This is a genomic window from Streptomyces sp. ALB3, from assembly GCF_044385685.1.
Lineage (GTDB): Bacteria > Actinomycetota > Actinomycetes > Streptomycetales > Streptomycetaceae > Streptomyces.
Genome location: NZ_JBISCE010000001.1, coordinates 60,404 through 75,509, shown reverse-complemented (window position 1 = coordinate 75,509; position 15,106 = coordinate 60,404). Strand labels below are relative to the sequence as shown.

General features: G+C 71.8%; 19 protein-coding genes. 5 read left to right on the top strand and 14 right to left on the bottom strand.

Annotation, left to right across the window (positions count from 1 at the left end):
* Nucleotides 1-37: 37 nt before the first annotated feature.
* Both ACHFIV_RS00390 and ACHFIV_RS00385 read left to right on the top strand, forming a co-directional pair.
* On the top strand, nt 38-1,000 hold the full coding sequence (locus tag ACHFIV_RS00390; protein ID WP_398961805.1) for an ATP-binding cassette domain-containing protein: 963 nt from the start codon (nt 38-40) through the stop codon (nt 998-1,000).
* Nucleotides 993-1,766: an ABC transporter permease gene (locus tag ACHFIV_RS00385; protein WP_398961803.1), complete on the top strand. Its 774-nt coding sequence runs from the start codon at nt 993-995 to the stop codon at nt 1,764-1,766. The genes ACHFIV_RS00390 and ACHFIV_RS00385 overlap by 8 nt, the downstream gene beginning before the upstream one ends.
* Before the next feature lie 76 nt (nt 1,767-1,842).
* Here the strand turns inward: ACHFIV_RS00385 and ACHFIV_RS00380 are convergent, their stop codons facing one another.
* The 3 genes from ACHFIV_RS00380 to ACHFIV_RS00370 all read right to left on the bottom strand — a co-directional run bounded on the left by ACHFIV_RS00380 (nt 1,843) and on the right by ACHFIV_RS00370 (nt 4,894).
* The gene (locus ACHFIV_RS00380; RefSeq protein ID WP_398961800.1) at nt 1,843-3,099 is read right to left on the bottom strand and encodes a GNAT family N-acetyltransferase; all 1,257 of its coding nucleotides are present in this window, start codon (nt 3,097-3,099) and stop codon (nt 1,843-1,845) included.
* A gap of 83 nt (nt 3,100-3,182) precedes the next feature.
* Nucleotides 3,183-4,166 carry an asparaginase gene (locus tag ACHFIV_RS00375; protein ID WP_398961798.1) on the bottom strand — a complete coding sequence of 328 codons (984 nt, stop codon included), beginning with the start codon at nt 4,164-4,166 and terminating at the stop codon, nt 3,183-3,185.
* Between the two features lie 53 nt (nt 4,167-4,219).
* Nucleotides 4,220-4,894, bottom strand: coding sequence for an RsiG family protein (locus ACHFIV_RS00370; RefSeq protein WP_398961795.1), 675 nt, complete (start codon nt 4,892-4,894; stop codon nt 4,220-4,222).
* A gap of 115 nt (nt 4,895-5,009) precedes the next feature.
* Between ACHFIV_RS00370 and dtd the strand changes: the two genes are divergently transcribed.
* Complete coding sequence (dtd, locus tag ACHFIV_RS00365; RefSeq protein WP_398961792.1) at nt 5,010-5,459, top strand: D-aminoacyl-tRNA deacylase; 450 nt, start codon at nt 5,010-5,012, stop codon at nt 5,457-5,459.
* Nucleotides 5,460-5,499: 40 nt separating this feature from the next.
* On the opposite strand, the gene ygfZ is transcribed toward dtd, so the two are convergent.
* The 3 genes from ygfZ to ACHFIV_RS00350 all read right to left on the bottom strand — a co-directional run bounded on the left by ygfZ (nt 5,500) and on the right by ACHFIV_RS00350 (nt 7,594).
* Entirely contained in the window at nt 5,500-6,465 is a 966-nt protein-coding gene (gene ygfZ / locus ACHFIV_RS00360) for a CAF17-like 4Fe-4S cluster assembly/insertion protein YgfZ (protein ID WP_398961790.1), read from the bottom strand.
* A 31-nt stretch (nt 6,466-6,496) separates the two neighbouring features.
* Nucleotides 6,497-6,958 carry a Fur family transcriptional regulator gene (locus ACHFIV_RS00355; RefSeq protein WP_398961788.1) on the bottom strand — a complete coding sequence of 154 codons (462 nt, stop codon included), beginning with the start codon at nt 6,956-6,958 and terminating at the stop codon, nt 6,497-6,499.
* A gap of 63 nt (nt 6,959-7,021) precedes the next feature.
* Nucleotides 7,022-7,594 carry an FABP family protein gene (locus tag ACHFIV_RS00350; protein WP_398961786.1) on the bottom strand — a complete coding sequence of 191 codons (573 nt, stop codon included), beginning with the start codon at nt 7,592-7,594 and terminating at the stop codon, nt 7,022-7,024.
* 428 nt (nt 7,595-8,022) lie between these two features.
* Between ACHFIV_RS00350 and ACHFIV_RS00345 the strand changes: the two genes are divergently transcribed.
* Entirely contained in the window at nt 8,023-8,385 is a 363-nt protein-coding gene (locus tag ACHFIV_RS00345) for a DsrE family protein (protein WP_398961784.1), read from the top strand.
* 18 nt (nt 8,386-8,403) lie between these two features.
* Here ACHFIV_RS00345 and ACHFIV_RS00340 read toward each other — a convergent pair whose 3' ends face one another.
* The 8 genes from ACHFIV_RS00340 to ACHFIV_RS00305 all read right to left on the bottom strand — a co-directional run bounded on the left by ACHFIV_RS00340 (nt 8,404) and on the right by ACHFIV_RS00305 (nt 13,999).
* Nucleotides 8,404-8,760, bottom strand: a complete 357-nt coding sequence (locus ACHFIV_RS00340; protein WP_398961781.1) for a DUF3099 domain-containing protein — start codon at nt 8,758-8,760, stop codon at nt 8,404-8,406.
* Between the two features lie 121 nt (nt 8,761-8,881).
* Complete coding sequence (locus ACHFIV_RS00335) at nt 8,882-9,169, bottom strand: DUF1416 domain-containing protein (RefSeq protein WP_014154938.1); 288 nt, start codon at nt 9,167-9,169, stop codon at nt 8,882-8,884.
* Nucleotides 9,170-9,217: 48 nt separating this feature from the next.
* Entirely contained in the window at nt 9,218-10,057 is an 840-nt protein-coding gene (locus ACHFIV_RS00330) for a sulfurtransferase (RefSeq protein WP_398961777.1), read from the bottom strand.
* A gap of 153 nt (nt 10,058-10,210) precedes the next feature.
* Nucleotides 10,211-10,291: a putative leader peptide gene (locus ACHFIV_RS00325; protein WP_350310325.1), complete on the bottom strand. Its 81-nt coding sequence runs from the start codon at nt 10,289-10,291 to the stop codon at nt 10,211-10,213.
* A gap of 250 nt (nt 10,292-10,541) precedes the next feature.
* Nucleotides 10,542-11,237 (bottom strand): DUF2993 domain-containing protein, encoded by a 696-nt coding sequence (locus ACHFIV_RS00320; protein ID WP_398961775.1) that lies wholly within the window; start codon nt 11,235-11,237, stop codon nt 10,542-10,544.
* 146 nt (nt 11,238-11,383) lie between these two features.
* A complete protein-coding gene (locus ACHFIV_RS00315; RefSeq protein WP_398961772.1) occupies nt 11,384-12,733 on the bottom strand; it encodes a hypothetical protein in 1,350 nt (449 codons plus the stop codon).
* A gap of 10 nt (nt 12,734-12,743) precedes the next feature.
* Nucleotides 12,744-12,998, bottom strand: a complete 255-nt coding sequence (locus ACHFIV_RS00310) for a MoaD/ThiS family protein (protein WP_099174183.1) — start codon at nt 12,996-12,998, stop codon at nt 12,744-12,746.
* A 41-nt stretch (nt 12,999-13,039) separates the two neighbouring features.
* Entirely contained in the window at nt 13,040-13,999 is a 960-nt protein-coding gene (locus ACHFIV_RS00305; RefSeq protein ID WP_398961770.1) for an alpha/beta hydrolase, read from the bottom strand.
* 297 nt (nt 14,000-14,296) lie between these two features.
* Here ACHFIV_RS00305 and ACHFIV_RS00300 point away from each other — a divergent pair, with 297 nt between their 5' ends.
* Nucleotides 14,297-15,100 carry a winged-helix domain-containing protein gene (locus ACHFIV_RS00300; protein WP_398961766.1) on the top strand — a complete coding sequence of 268 codons (804 nt, stop codon included), beginning with the start codon at nt 14,297-14,299 and terminating at the stop codon, nt 15,098-15,100.
* Nucleotides 15,101-15,106 lie beyond the last annotated feature (6 nt).

Here is a 15,106-nt window from a genome sequence, read left to right as displayed (position 1 = left end):
GCAGTAACGCGTATGCCATACGCAGATGGGGGACCTCATGACCACCGCCGTCAACGACGTCATGATCGAGGCACACGGCCTGACCAAGTCCTACGGCAGACCGGGCACCCGGGTGCTGGACGGAGTCGGCCTCCGCGTCGCCCGGGCGGGGGTCCACGCACTTCTCGGCCCCAACGGCGCGGGCAAGACCACCACCGTGCGGATCCTCGCCACACTCACCACCGCCGACTCCGGCACGGCGAGCGTCGCCGGGTACGACGTCGTCACCGACCGGCGCCGGGTGCGCCGCGCCATCAGCCTGACCGGGCAGTTCGCCGCCGTCGACGAGACGCTGACCGGAGAGGAGACCCTGCGGTTGATGGCGCGGCTGTCCGGGCTGACCCGCGCCCAGGCCCGGGACCGCGCCGGGGAACTCCTCGTCCGCTTCGGCCTCACCGACGCGGCCCGACGCCAGGCCCGCACGTACTCCGGGGGGATGCGGCGCCGCCTCGACCTGGCGGCTGGGCTGGTCGGCTCGCCCGAGCCCGCCGTCTTCTTCCTCGACGAGCCCACCACCGGCCTCGACCCACGCAGCCGCCGCGAGCTCTGGCAGGTGGTGCGCGACCTGGCGGACCGGGGCGCCGCGGTCCTCCTCACCACCCAGTACCTGGAGGAGGCGGACCAGCTCGCCGACCGGATCACCGTCCTCGACCAGGGCCGTATCGTCGCCGAGGGGACCGCCGAAGCCCTGAAGTCACGCGTCTCCGGACACCGCCTGGACCTCGTCCTCAACAGCCGCGAGGCCTATCTCCGGCTCGCCACCCGCGCCGTCCACCACTCCCCCGAGACCCTCACCCTGGGGCTGCCCACGGACGGCACCGCCCTCCACGCCCGGGCTCTGCTCGACGAGATCGACCCGCACCGCACGGACGTCGACCGCTTCTCCGTGCACAGCGCCACCCTCGACGACGTCTTCCTCGCCCTGACCACCGAGAAGACGGAGGCACCGGCCCATGTCTGACGCACCCGGATCCCTCACGTACGCCACGGTCATGACCGGCCGCAGCCTGCTCATCAGCCGCCGGAACGTGGACGCCGTCATCACGTCGATGATGCTGCCGATCATGCTGATGCTGATCTTCGTCTACTTCTTCGGCGGGGCGATCGACACGGGCACCGCCTACGACTCGTACGTCTCGTACGTCGTACCCGGTGTGCTCTTCCTGTGCGCCGGCTTCGGCTCGGCCACCACGGCGGTCGCGGTGAGCGAGGACATGAAGGGCGGCATCATCGACCGGTTCCGCTCGCTGGACATCGGGGCGACGCCGATCCTGGCCGGCCACGTCGCGGCGAGTACGGTGCGCAATCTGGTCTCCACCACGCTGGTCTTCGCCGTCGCCCTGCTCATCGGCTTCCGCCCGGCCGCCACCCCCGCCGGCTGGCTCGCCGTCGCCGCCGTCCTGCTCGCCTACATCGTGGCCCTGTCCTGGATCTCGGCGGCGATGGGCCTGCTCGCCCGCACGCCGGAAGCGGCCGGCGGCTTCACCTTCTTCATGTCGTTCCTGCCCTACCCGAGCAGCGCGTTCGTCCCCGTCGACAGCATGCCGGGCTGGCTCCGGGGATTCGCGGACCACCAGCCGGTCACCCCGGCCATCGAATCCCTCCGGGGCCTCCTCCTGGGCCAGCCGGTGGGCGACGCCCCCTGGACCGCGCTCGCCTGGGCGGCCGGGATCCTGCTGGCGGCAGTGGTGCTGTCCAGCGTCCTCTTCCGGATGCGGACGCGGTGACCCGAGGGACGGGTGTTCCGGAGAGCCGCCCCTCAGGTCGGGGGCGGCTCTCCGGAACGCGCGCCCCCTGCACCCCTCAGAACATGTCCGGGCACCACGGCCGCCGGGGCGTCCGGAACACCGTGTCCGCCCTCGCCGCCGCGCCCGCGCGGTGTTCGTCGAGCCGGCCGAGCGCGGCAAGCCGGACCGGCGACTCGTCGCCCAGGTAGAGCGTGCCCAACTCCGCCACGTCCAGCGTGAGGTCGGCGTCCCGGGTCGTGGGGACACAGGACGCGCCGGACGGCGAGACATCGAGCAGGAACCGGCCGGCCGCCAGGCCCGTGGCGTCGCGGACGTCCAGGACCAGAGTGGCTTCGCTCGTGTACGCACGCGCCTCCAGCGCCCTGGGCACGTCCAGGACCCGCAGCCACAACCAGTCCGCCTGGGTCACGACCCGGGCGGCCCGGGGATCGGGGAGGAGGAGGGGCAGCACGTCGTCGGGTGCGCGGTACCCGGAGCGGACGGTGGTGATCCAGTCGACGGAGCAGACGAACCGCCACAGCGCGCGTTCCGCCGCGGGGGTCACGGCGATCATGCCGACGACCGTCGCCTTGTTGAGCGGCTGCTTCCGGTCGCCCCAGTGGTCGTCGGCGCGGTAGGCGATCAGCCCGTCCGTCTCCCCGTCCGCCGACCGGTACACCGCGTAGAAGGGCTCCGTCCACGACTCGTGGGCCGGGACGTCGATGCCGGTGCCGCGCTGCCACCAGCGCTCGTCGCGGGAGACGACGCCGGGCTGCGCGGCCGCGAGCCGGCCGTGGAGTCCGGGGCCCAGCTTGCGCACGTCCGCGCCGTCCACCAGCTCGATCCGGCCGCCGTCCTCCTCCGAGGGAACTCTGCCGCGCGGGTCAAGGCCGGACCGGGGTACGTCGATCTCCCACTCCGTGGTCCAGGTGGCGGGGCCGAAGCCGTACCGCCGGTAGATCGGGTACTCCGCGGCGATCAGCGAGGCGACCACGTCGCCGCGCTCCTTCGCCGCCGCCAGGTCCCCGGCCATCATCCTGCCGAGGAGGCCGCGACGGCGGTGCGTGGGTGTCACCGTCACGCCGGTGACGGCGTCGGCCGGCACCGTGGCACCGCCGACGACGGTCAGTTCCTGCGCGAACGACCGGAAGGTGGCCACACAGCGCCCGGCGTCGAACACCCCCTGGACACGGGCCAGATCGGTGTGGGCCAGGCGTACGGCGACCTCCTCATCCGGCGGCGGCCCCGAGGACGACCGCAGGAACCCCGTACCCACGGCACGGAGCCAGTCCGGGAACTCGGCTTCGGAGACGGGACGTGGATCAGGGTTCATACGGTCACGCTAGGCACAGGCGTCCGCGTTGTCGCCCGTATTTACGGCCGCCCCGGCAAGGCCGTGGCCGGCCCCGCCGTCGCTCAGAAGGCGGCCCGGATACCGCCCACCACCGCGTCGCCACCCGTCAGAGGCGCCCGCCCGATACGGGACACCACCGGCGCGTCCACGCCCAGCAGTCCGAGGGCGCGGGCCAGCACCGGGCCGAGGGCGCGCGTGGAACCGTCGTCGATCTTGAAGGCGAGAGCCCTGCCGTCCGGGAGCGCCACCGCCTGGACCGCCTCGGCACCCATCTTGGACAGCGTGCCCGGCACCTCCCGCATCAGCCAGGTGTCCGGCCGCCGCGTGCCGGCGACGTACTCGGGGTGCGCCCGCATGGCGTCGGCGACCCGGCGTTCCGGCGTGCCGGGCCCGGCCAGCACGAAGGCGCGGAACGCGCGGGCCAGGCCCACCAGTCCGATCGCCATCAGCGGGGCGCCGCAGCCGTCCGTGCCGACCGCCGCGACGGGCTCGCCCGCCGCCTCCGCGACGACCTCGCCGATCAGCAGCTGCAGGGGGTGGGACGGGTCGAGGTAGGACGCCGTGTCCCAGCCGTTGCGCAGGCAGACGGCGAGCATCGCCGCGTGCTTGCCGGAGCAGTTCATGGTGAGCGGCTCCCGCACACCCCCGGCGGCGAGGTACGCCTCCGCCTCGACGGGGTCCAGCGGAAGGTCGGGCGGTGTCTGGAGATCGCCGGCCTTCAGCCCGTGCTCGGCGAGCATGGTGCGCACCAGGTCGAGGTGGAAGCCCTCACCCGAGTGGCTCGCCGCGGCCAGAGCCAGCCGCTCCCCCGACAGGTCCAGCCCGGCGCGCAGGATCGCTGCGGCCTGCATCGGCTTGTTGGACGAGCGCGGGAAGACCGGGGCCGCCGGGTCGCCGAGCGCGAGCTCCACACTCCCGTCCGCGGCCAGGAGGACCAGCGACCCCCTGTGGTGGCCCTCGGTGAAACCGGACCGTACGACCTCGGCCAGGACCGGGAGCACGGGCGCCGAGGGCGCCGAAGGGGAGGGGGCTATGGAGGAGGTCATGCTGGCGGGTGGCCTTCCGGGGGCGGGCGTGACCCGCCCCCGGAAGGGTCGCTTCAGGCGAGCAGGTCCTCTACTTGTGCTTCACCGTCACGGTACCTGCGGGCGATCTCCGCGCTGCAATCGTCGACGGTCCGCTGGAGCCGGTGGCGGCGCCTGGAAACCTGCTGCTCGTAGCGGACGAGCCGCCCCATGGCGGTCAGGAGCTCTTCGTCCGTCCGGGCGTCGAGGTCCGAGAGGCCGACCTCGGCGAGTGTGTCCGCGGCCAGTTGCCGGTACTCGTCGCTGCGCGGGGTGGTGAGGGTGACGTGCCGTGCGGAGGAGCGGTGGACGGACGGGGTGTCGGCGAGGATCTCCGAGAGCCGGTCCACCACGGGCGACTCGGGGTCCACACGACGGGCGAGCTCGGCCCGCAGGATGTCGATCCGGCCCTGGACCAGACGGCGTACGTAACTGAGGTCCGCCTCGTCGCGCTGGGCGTCACGGCGCAGGGTGCGCAGCTCCGGCAGCCGCAGCCCGCCGAACTCGGGCTGCGGGCGTACGGACGCCAGGCCTTCGACCGCACCGCCTCCGGCCTGCCCGGGCACGGACACCGCTCCGGGCAGGTGTACGGGCGGGGTGGGCAGCGGGCCGGGCACAGCAACGGTCCGCTGCACCGGCGGCCGCAAGCCGGCTGCCGCGCGTGTCCCTGGTACGGCACCGGGCGATGGCCCGTTTCCATGTGTCGTCATGATGATCCGTCCCCTCGACCGGTGCGTCGGCACACCGACATCGTGCATGGTGCCACTACGCAGGGTGTTCACGCAGGTGCTCTGTACCCGTTCAGCCCAAGATAGGTTGGTCTGTATGCGTGCAGTGATACAGAGAGTGGACGGCGCGAGCGTCACCGTGGCGGGCGCCGCGGACGGCCCGCCGGGGACCGGAACGGTCGGCGAGATCGTCGGCGAGGGACTGTGTGTGCTGGTGGGGGTCACTCACGGCGACACCGCGGAGAAGGCGGCCCAGCTCGCCCGCAAGCTGTGGACACTGAGGATCCTGGAGGGCGAGAAGTCCTGCTCGGACGTGAATGCACCGCTTTTGGTCATTTCGCAGTTCACTCTCTACGGGGACGCCAGGAAGGGCCGCAGGCCCACGTGGAACGCCGCCGCCCCGGGCGAGGTCGCCGAACCGCTGGTCGACGAGGTGGTGGCGCAGCTGCGCGCGCTCGGCGCGCAGGTGGAGACGGGCCGGTTCGGGGCGGACATGCGGGTCTCGCTCACCAATCACGGCCCGTTCACCGTACTGGTCGAGGTATAGCAGCGCGGGCAGGCCGAGTGGACGGCCGCGCGTAGTCGCTCTACGGCTCGACGATCGTCTCCTGGGCCGCCGCGGTGTCGCCCGCGATCAGTTCCGCGTCCACCGCCACGTTCCGCTTCACCAGCGCCAGGGCGATCGGCCCCAGTTCGTGGTGGCGGGCCGAGGTGGTGATGAACCCGAGCTGACGGCCCTCCTGGCCGTCGGCGGCCAGCCGGACCGGCGTCCCGTGGCCGGGCAGATGCACCTCGCTGCCGTCGAGGTGCAGGAAGACGAGCCGGCGCGGCGGCTTCCCCAGGTTGTGGACACGGGCGACCGTCTCCTGGCCCCGGTAGCAGCCCTTCTGGAGGTGCACGGCGCTGCCGATCCAGCCCAGCTCGTGCGGGATGGTGCGGTGGTCGGTCTCGAAGCCCAGGCGCGGGCGGTGCGCCTCGACGCGCAGCGCCTCGTACGCCAGGATCCCGGCCACCGGGCCGTGCGCGGCCGCGAAGTCCTCCAGGGCGGTCCGGGGCAGGAACAGGTCGCGGCCGTGTGCCGTCTCCCGGACGGCCACTCCGTCCGGGACCTGGGTGATCGAGCCGGCCGGCAGGTGCACGACGGCGAAGTCCTCGGTGCGGTCGGCGACCTCCACGCGGTAGAAGAACTTCATCGACTCCAGGTACGCCACGAGCTCGCCCCGGGTCTCCGGCTCGGCGTGCATCCACACCGTCGCGCCGTCGTCGACCAGGTAGAGGGCGTGTTCGATGTGCCCGTTGGCGGAGAGGATCAGCGCCTCGGTCGCCTGGTTCGGAGCGAGGTCGCTGACGTGCTGGGTGAGCAGCAGGTGCAGCCACGTCAGCCGGTCGTCGCCGGTGACCGTGACGACCCCCCGGTGCGAGAGGTCGACGAGGCCGCCGCCGTCGGCGAGGGCGCGTTGCTCACGGAACAGGTCGCCGTAGTGCGCGGCGACGCCTTCGTCACGCCCCTCGGCGGGGACGGCGCCGGGCAGGGACAGCAAGGGGCTCTTCATGCGACCAGCGTACGACCCGGGTGGGCCGGCCCTACCGCGCGCTGTCCGGTCCCTCCGGGGACCCGGCCTCCGCGGCCTTCGCCGAGCAGTCGGCGCAGCGCCCGAAGATCGCGAAGTGCTTCATGTCGGTCTCGAAGCCGAACGTGCCGCGCAGCTTGGCCGTGAAGTCGGCGACCACGTCGACGTCGGCCTCGATGACGTCCGCGCAGTCCCGGCAGACGAGGTGGATGTGGTGGTGTCGGTCCGCCAGGTGATAGGTCGGGGCCCCGTGCCCGAGGTGGGCGTGACTGACCAGTCCGAGCTCCTCGAGGAGCTCCAGGGTCCGGTAGACGGTGGAGATGTTCACCCCCGACGCCGTCCTGCGCACCTCGCAGAGGATGTCGTCGGGAGTCGCGTGCTCCAGGGTGTCGACGGCCTCCAGGACAAGCTGGCGCTGGGGCGTCAGCCGGTAGCCGCGCTGCCGAAGATCGGTCTTCCAGTCGGTGCTCACCACAGCCCCAGTGTAGGGCTGGGCGGGCGCGGGCCCGCGGATCCGTCCGGAACGGGCCCGTGCCTGCTACTTGAAGAACGCGATGCCGTCGTCAGGCATGTCCCCGAGGCTCTTGGCCATCTCGGCGACCTCTTCCGGGGTGACGACCTTCTTCAGGTGCGCCGACATGTACGGCCGCAGCTCCACGTCGGGGGTGGCCTTCTCGCCGACCCACATCAGGTCGCTGTTCACATAGCCGTAGAGGCGCTTGCCCCCGCTGTACGGGCCGGAGGCGGCGGTGCGGGCCACCGCGTCGGTGACGATGTCGATCTGCGGCTTCTGCTTCGCCAGCTCTCCGTACCAGACCTCGACGATGCCCTGGTCGCGGACCATGACGATCTCGACCTTGCGGTCCTTGTCGATGCGCCAGTACCCGGACTCGGACTCCAGCGGCTTGACCTGCTTGCCGTCGGCGTCCAGCACCCAGGAGTGCGAGACGTACTCGAGGAAGTCGCGGCCGTCGTGGCTGAAGGTCACTTCCTGACCGAAGTTGCACTTCTCGGCGCCGGGGAAGTCGGAGACGCCCGCACCCGCCCAGTTGCCGAGGAGGAAGGCCAGCGGCACGAGGTCCGGGTGGAGGTCGGACGGAATCTCGATCATGAGCGGCTCAGACGATCTGTGAGGGGGTACGGAAGGGGTTCGGCGAGGGTCAGCGCTGGCCCTGGTACAGCTTCTTCACGGTCACGGCGGCGAAGGCGAGCACACCGACGCAGACCAGGACCAGCAGGGCGGAGAAGAAAGCCTCAAGCACGGGAGCTCCTCGGTACGAACGACATGACGGCAGCAGGCGGCCGGGCCCCCAGCCTAATGGGTGGGGGCCCGGCACGGCGGCCCGGGGTTTGCCCCGGGCGCGGCCGGTTCAGCCCAGGAGCTGGTTCCGCGGGGCCACGGTCCGGTGGAACGGGACCGTCGTCCGGTTCCACAAGGGTCCCCTCGGGAAGACCTCGGGCGCGGGCGCCCTGACCCGCGCACCCGACTGACCCACACGTCGCGGGGAGGCTGACCGGCCGGGGATTACAGTTCGGTACATGCCGAAGAAGCTCGTGATCAAGGTGACCGCCGGAGCCGATGCCCCCGAGCGCTGCTCGCAGGCCTTCACCGTGGCGGCCGTGGCCGTCGCCAGCGGGGTCGAGGTCTCGCTGTGGCTCACCGGTGAGTCCGCCTGGTTCGCGCTGCCGGGACGCGCCGCCGAGTTCGAGCTGCCGCACGCGGCGCCGCTGCCCGACCTGATCGACTCGGTCCTCGCGGGTGGCGGGATCACGCTCTGCACCCAGTGCGCGGCCCGTCGCGACATCACGGAGCAGGACGTCCTGGAAGGCGTGCGTATCGCCGGCGCACAGGTCTTCGTACAGGAGGCCGTGGCGGACGGCGCCCAGGCCCTCGTGTACTGAGCAGGGGGCTCCGTCGGCCTACCGCCGGCGGTTCCTGCCGTCCAGTTCGTCCCACCACGCGTCCGACGTCGGGTCGCCGGTGGGCGCCTCCCGGGGCGACCGGGGCCGGGGATCCGGGCGCCCGGCTTTTGGAGGTCCGGTGCCCGGGGCCCTGACGTCCGGAGGATCGTCCCGGGCCCCGTCGTCCCACCAGCGGTCCTCGGGACCCCGGCGGTTGGCGACGACCGCCGCCACGGGCGGTATGACCATGGCGACCACGCACATCGCCACCGCCGCCGGTACGGACCACAGACGCACGACGGCCCAGGCGGAGACGAAGAGGAAGAGGCACCCGCCCATCATCACGAAATAGGCGCGCCTTCGCCGGGCGTACATGTGTCCAGCGTAGAACTCCACCGTGCGGACGCGCATGTGGACGGCGCGAAGGGCCGCACCCCTGTCCAGGTGGCGTCCAACCCCCCTGGGGTGCGGCCCTCCGGCCGTTCGTGCGCGTGAACTACACGGCGATGGCGACCTCGGCGAGACCACCGGTCTGCGCCACGACCGTACGGTCGGCGGTGCCGCCCGGGACCAGGGCGCGGAGCGTCCAGGTGCCCTCGGCCGCGTAGAAGCGGAACTGTCCGGTCGCCGAGGTCGGGACCTCGGCGGTGAACTCACCGGTCGAGTCCAGCAGACGGACGTACCCGGTGACGGGCTCGCCGTCGCGGGTCACGCTGCCCTGGATGGTCGTCTCGCCCGGCTTGATCGTCGAAGCGTCGGGGCCGCCGGCCTGTGCTCCACACATGGTGTTCTGTCCTTCGGGTCGGGGTCCTGCTGATCGGGTCCTGCGGAATTACTTGTTGGCGCCGAGCTCGATCGGCACACCCACGAGGGAGCCGTACTCGGTCCACGAACCGTCGTAGTTCTTGACGTTCTCCTGGCCGAGCAGCTCGTGCAGGACGAACCAGGTGAGCGCGGAGCGCTCACCGATGCGGCAGTACGCGATGGTGTCCTTGGACAGGTCCACCTTCTCGTCCTCGTAGAGGGCCTTGAGCTCGTCGTCCGACTTGAACGTGCCGTCGTCGTTGGCGTTCTTCGACCACGGGATGTTGCGGGCGCTCGGCACGTGGCCGGGGCGCTGCGACTGCTCCTGCGGGAGGTGCGCCGGGGCGAGCAGCTTGCCGCTGAACTCGTCGGGCGACCGCACGTCGACGAGGTTCTGGCTGCCGATGGCGGCCACGACGTCGTCGCGGTAGGCGCGGATCGACTCGTCCTGGGCCTTGGCCTTGTACTGGGTGGCCGGCCGCGTCGGGACGACGTCGGTCAGGTCGCGGGAGTCGAGCTCCCACTTCTTGCGGCCGCCGTCGAGCAGCTTGACGTTCTCGTGGCCGTACAGCTTGAAGTACCAGTAGGCGTACGACGCGAACCAGTTGTTGTTGCCGCCGTAGAGGACGACCAGCGTGTCGTTGGCGATGCCCTTCTCGGACAGGAGCTTCTCGAAGCCGGCCTGGTCGACGAAGTCACGGCGGACCGGGTCCTGGAGGTCCTTGGTCCAGTCGATCCGGATCGCGTTCTTGATGTGGTTCTTCTCGTACGCCGAGGTGTCCTCGTCGACCTCGACGATGGCGACCTGCGGGTCGTCGATGTGGGCCTCGACCCAGTCGGCGTCGACCAGAACGTCTGCGCGGCTCATGTGTTTCTCCTCCGGGGCAGTCTTCGGCGGGGCGGTGCGGTGTGCGGGGTGCGGGGTGTACGCGCAGGTGCTTGCGGCGGAACGCGTACGCAAGGCACGGGATCCGGCCCTGACTTCGTCGAAGGGCCGGGGGGAAACGGGAGGGTGTCCCGCTCAGAAGGTGCGACAGAGCATGGCGGCGACGCGGCACAGGTCTACTGCCCGCCGCTTCGTGAGGTCCGCCTGTCGCTTCATGCGTCCGATCGTAGGGAGGTAAGGGCGCAGATGCCACCGTCGTATCGGATGATGAGACACGATCGTCCGCCATACGGGACACGATGTCGGTCAGCCCTGTCGGAGGCCCAGCGCACGGGGCTCCTGGCCCGGTCGCCATCTGCTGGACGGACGGCCCGGTCTCAGCATCTGGATCAGCCGTCCGGCCGTTCTTATGAGGCTCCGCCCCGCCCGGAGGATGTCCGTCGTGGTGCGTGCCGCGCCCGCGTCGTCATCCCGCCAGCCGGATGTCGGCGCCGGTCATCGAGATCTCCAGGCCGTCCGGCGCCACCTCGATCTTCTCCAGCTTGAGGCCCTCGGGCAGCCCGCCGATCCCGCGCTCGAAGTCCGTCTTCTTCCTGACCAGGTCCTCCAGGCCGGGGATGCCCTCACCCGGGACCTCGTCGGCGCGCACCTTGACGGTGTCGCCGTCGGCCAGGGTGACCGTGGAGAGCACGCTGCGCGTGACCGTCTGTCCCAGCAGGGGGATCCGGACGGAACCGGTGACCTTGACCTTGCCGTCGCCGCCGTAGGCGACCGTCACGCCCTCGTCGGCGGCCTCGGTGAGAGCCGCGTACGAGACGACGGCCGTCCCGGTGGCCCGGGAGGCCGTCGCACTGGAATAGCCCGCGCCCAGCGTGACGTGCCGCAGCTGGGCCCGGATCTCGCTGATCCGTATGGCCCGCCCGGCCGCGCTGGCACGGATGTCCTTCACCGTGACGTCCACACGGTCGAACTCCGACCCGGCGACCTGCGTCAGGAACGGGAAGCCCTTGATCGAGACGTCGGTCGAGCCGGCCTCCGCGCCGCCGAAGGCGACCCGCCCCTCGGCCTCCGACTCCGCGAAGTACACGGCGGCGCGGTCCACGGCGACGAAGACGCCGCCCAGCACCACGGCGATGATCAGCAGTATTCGCAGTGCTCGCATGCCTGTTGTTCCCCCACTCGGACCGGACGGACCTCTGGTGCACGTGAGCCTACTGCCGCCTGTGCGGCGCACCCGGAATGATCGACGAGCAGAGGGCCCGGCCGGTTCCCCGGCGGCGGGGTCGACGTGAGGGTGCGTCAGGACCGTCAGGCGATCGCACGGCCGATCAGATAGACGGCGGGAGCCGCCGCCGTGAGCGGCAGCGCCACCCCGGCCGTCATGTGCACGAAGCGGGACGGGTAGTCGTAGCTCGCGACCCGCAGTCCGATCAGCGCGCAGCCGCCGGCCGCGAACCCCAGGAACGCGGCCTGCGCACCGAAGTCCGTGAGCCCTCCGGCGGCCAGTCCCGCACCCGCCGAGGCGAGCAGCGCCACGACGACCGAGGCCGGCCCGGGCAGTGGCAGGGCCCTGACGAGCACGGCCACGGCGACCGCGACACCGCCCACCGTCACCGCCTCCGGGACGGCCGCCAGGTGCCCGGCGGCCAGGACGGCGAGCGCCGCCGACGCGACGGTGGCCGTCAGGCCGTACATCCGCTCGTCGGCCCCGGCGTGGCTGCGCAACTGGAGGACGAGCGTGAGCAGCACCCAGACGCCGAGCGTGCCGAGGATGGCCGCCGGAGCGTTGTCCCGGCCCGCCGCGAGCAGCACCGCGTCGGCCACCGCACCGCCTGCGAAGGCGAGCGCGATGCCCTGCCTGGCCGGCCACATGCCGTTCAGCCGGAACCATCCCGCGGCTGTCACGGCCTGGAGCAGCACGAGGGGTACGAGCAGGGCGTAGGCCCCGACCGCGGCACCGAGCGCGAGGAGCAGACCGAGGCCCGCGGTGATCGCGGCGGGCTGGATCCCCGGCGCGATGATGGGCGAGCGTCCCTCCGCGCGGGCTCGCTGGGCGTCGGTGATCCGGCTGTTGCCCAGAGTGGTGGGGGCGCTGTAGTCGGAGCCGCCGGGGGCGGACGCCGAGGCCGCCGGAGGCTCTGGGGCGAACGGGGCCGCCGGCGCCTCGGGCGGCAGCGGAAGGGCACCCTGCGGCGCCGCGGGCGGCGCGGCGTGGTGCTGCGGCTGGATCGTCGGCTGGTACTGGGTGTCCCAGGTCTGCCCCTCCCACGTCTGGGCCGCGCCCTCCCCCTGGGACGCCTGGTGGCCACCCTGCTCCGGGTACACGGCGGGCTCCGGGTAGAGAGCGGGCTCCGGGCACAGGGGCGGCTGCTGCCCGTACGCGGGCTGGGCGGGCTGCCCGTACGCGGGCTGGGCGGGCTGCTGCCCGTACGCGGGCACCTGGTCCTGCTGCCCGTGCACCGGCTGGTCCTGCGGCCCGTACGCGGGGTCGTAGGACTGCTGCCCGTACGCGGGCCGCGCGGGCTGCCCGTACGCCGGGTCATAGGGCTGCTGCTGCCCGTCCTGCGGCCCGTACGCCGGGTCATAGGGCTGCTGCTGCCCGTCCTGCTGCCGCCCGGGTCCCGGGTCGTACGGATACTGCTGATGGTTGTTGCTCATGGTCTGGGGTTCACCCTCCTGCGAACGGCGGGAGCACCTCGACCGTGCCGCCCTCGGCAAGCCGTACGGTCTCATGACCGCGGGTCCCCACAGGATTCCCGTCGATCAGGAACGAGCATCGGAGCAGTACGCGCGTCAGCTCACCGGGGTGCCGCTCGCGCACCCCGTCGAGGGCCTCGGCGAGCGTCTCCGCCGTGTACGGCTCCTCCGCGGTCCCCGCGGCGGCCTTGGCCGCGGCCCAGTAGCGGATCGTCCCCGCTGCCATGGCGGCACCCCTTTCGTCGTACGTCGGCTGTCCATCATGGATCACGCCGACTCCGTCCAGTCGGCGATACGGGCCAGCAGCTCCCCGCCGGCGGCGTTCTCCGCGTGGCCCATGCCGTGCTCCAGCCAGAGCTCGGCCCCCTCACCCGCGGCTTCCGCCAGCATCCGCGGGTGATCGACGGGGAAGTACGGGTCCCGGTCGCCGTGCACGATCAGCAGGGGCGCGGTGATCAGCGGGACGGCCTCCACCGGCGAGAGCGGCACGGGGTTCCAGTCCTCGCGGTGGATGCGGGTGCGGAAGCCGTAGCGGCCGACGAGCCGCCCCGTGGGGCGGGTGACGACCCAGTGCAGGCGGCGCATCGGGGCCGTGCCCCGGTAGTACCAGCGGGCCGGTGCGCTCACCGAGACGACCGCGTCCGTGTGGGCACCCACCGGCGCATGAGATCCGCCGGAGTGCGCTCCTGCACGCCCCCCGTGCGCCTTCTGCGCTCCGGTGTGCCCCTCCACCCGTTCGGCTCCCGCACGGCCGTATTTCTCGACCGGGATTTCACCGCCTTCCGCAGCCGTATACAGAGCGGCGTGCCGGAGCACCACGGAACCTCCCATCGAGAACCCGACCGTAACGATGCGCCGGTGCCCCAGGGACCGCGCCCAGGAGACCGCGGCCGCGAGGTCCAGCACCTCGCGATCGCCCACCGTGGAGCGTCCGCCGGACCTTCCGTGGCCCCGGAAGGAGAACGTGATCACGGCCGCACGCTGGGAGAACACCTCGGCGGCGCGCAGCAGCGCCGGCCGGTCGGCGGCGCCGGTGAACCCGTGCGCGAGGACGACGGCGGTCCCTTTCCGCACACCGTCCCCGACCGACCCGGAACCCGCCGTACACGGGGTGTACACCGCCTCGATACGCACCCCGTCACCGGTCAGCAACGTGGTGCGCCGGGGGACCGGCGTGATCGAGGGAACAGAAGAACTCAGGAAACGACCCTCGGACACAGAACTCATGTGGGCTATTCTGCTGCGAAGAGGATCCGGGCAAAGCAGCCCCCGGGTCCTTTTGTGCTTTCCGAGCGTTGTTACGGCGACGTTTCCACAAGCTCAGCGGTCCCCGGGCGCGGGACCGCACGGTAAGAACCGTATGACGGTCGTCGCGGGTGATGGCCGTACGGGAGTACGAAGCAGTGCCGCATACTCCCCCGGGTCCGACCCGGGAGTGCCCCTCTCGCAGGGAACGAGGAGGACCGACGTAATGGGCGAGCTGAACGTGCACGATCGACCGACGACCCAGGCAGGTGGGCGGCGATGAGTTCACTGCTGCTTCTGACGAATGCCCTCCAACCGTCGACGGAGGTGCTCCCCGCCCTCGGCCTTCTGCTGCACAGCGTGCGGGTGGCCCCCGCCGAGGGACCAGCGCTCGTCGACACCCCGGGTGCCGACGTCATTCTCATCGACGGCCGTCGCGACCTCCCCCAGGTGCGCTCGCTCTGCCAGCTGCTGCGGTCCACCGGGCCCGGCTGTCCGCTGATCCTCGTCGTGACGGAGGGCGGCCTCGCGGCCGTCACCGCGGACTGGGGCATCGACGACGTACTGCTGGACACCGCGGGCCCCGCCGAGGTCGAGGCCCGGCTGCGCCTGGCGACCGGCCGCCAGCAGATCACCGCCGACGACTCCCCCATGGAGATCCGCAACGGTGATCTCTCGGTCGACGAGGCGACGTACAGCGCCAAGCTCAAGGGCCGGGTCCTGGACCTGACCTTCAAGGAATTCGAACTGCTCAAGTACCTCGCCCAGCACCCGGGCCGGGTCTTCACCCGCGCCCAGCTGCTCCAGGAGGTCTGGGGCTACGACTACTTCGGCGGCACCCGCACGGTCGACGTCCACGTACGGCGGCTGCGGGCCAAGCTCGGCCCGGAGCACGAGTCGTTGATCGGCACCGTGCGCAACGTCGGCTACCGGTTCGTCACCCCCGAGAAGGCGGACCGGGGAGGCGAGGACGCCAAGGCCAAGGCGGCGTCCAGGACGGCGGACGGGGAGGTCACCCGTACGGAGCAGTCGACGGATGCCGAAGTCGTGGAAGAAGCCCCGGTCCGGCCTGCCAAGCGGTAGGTCGAT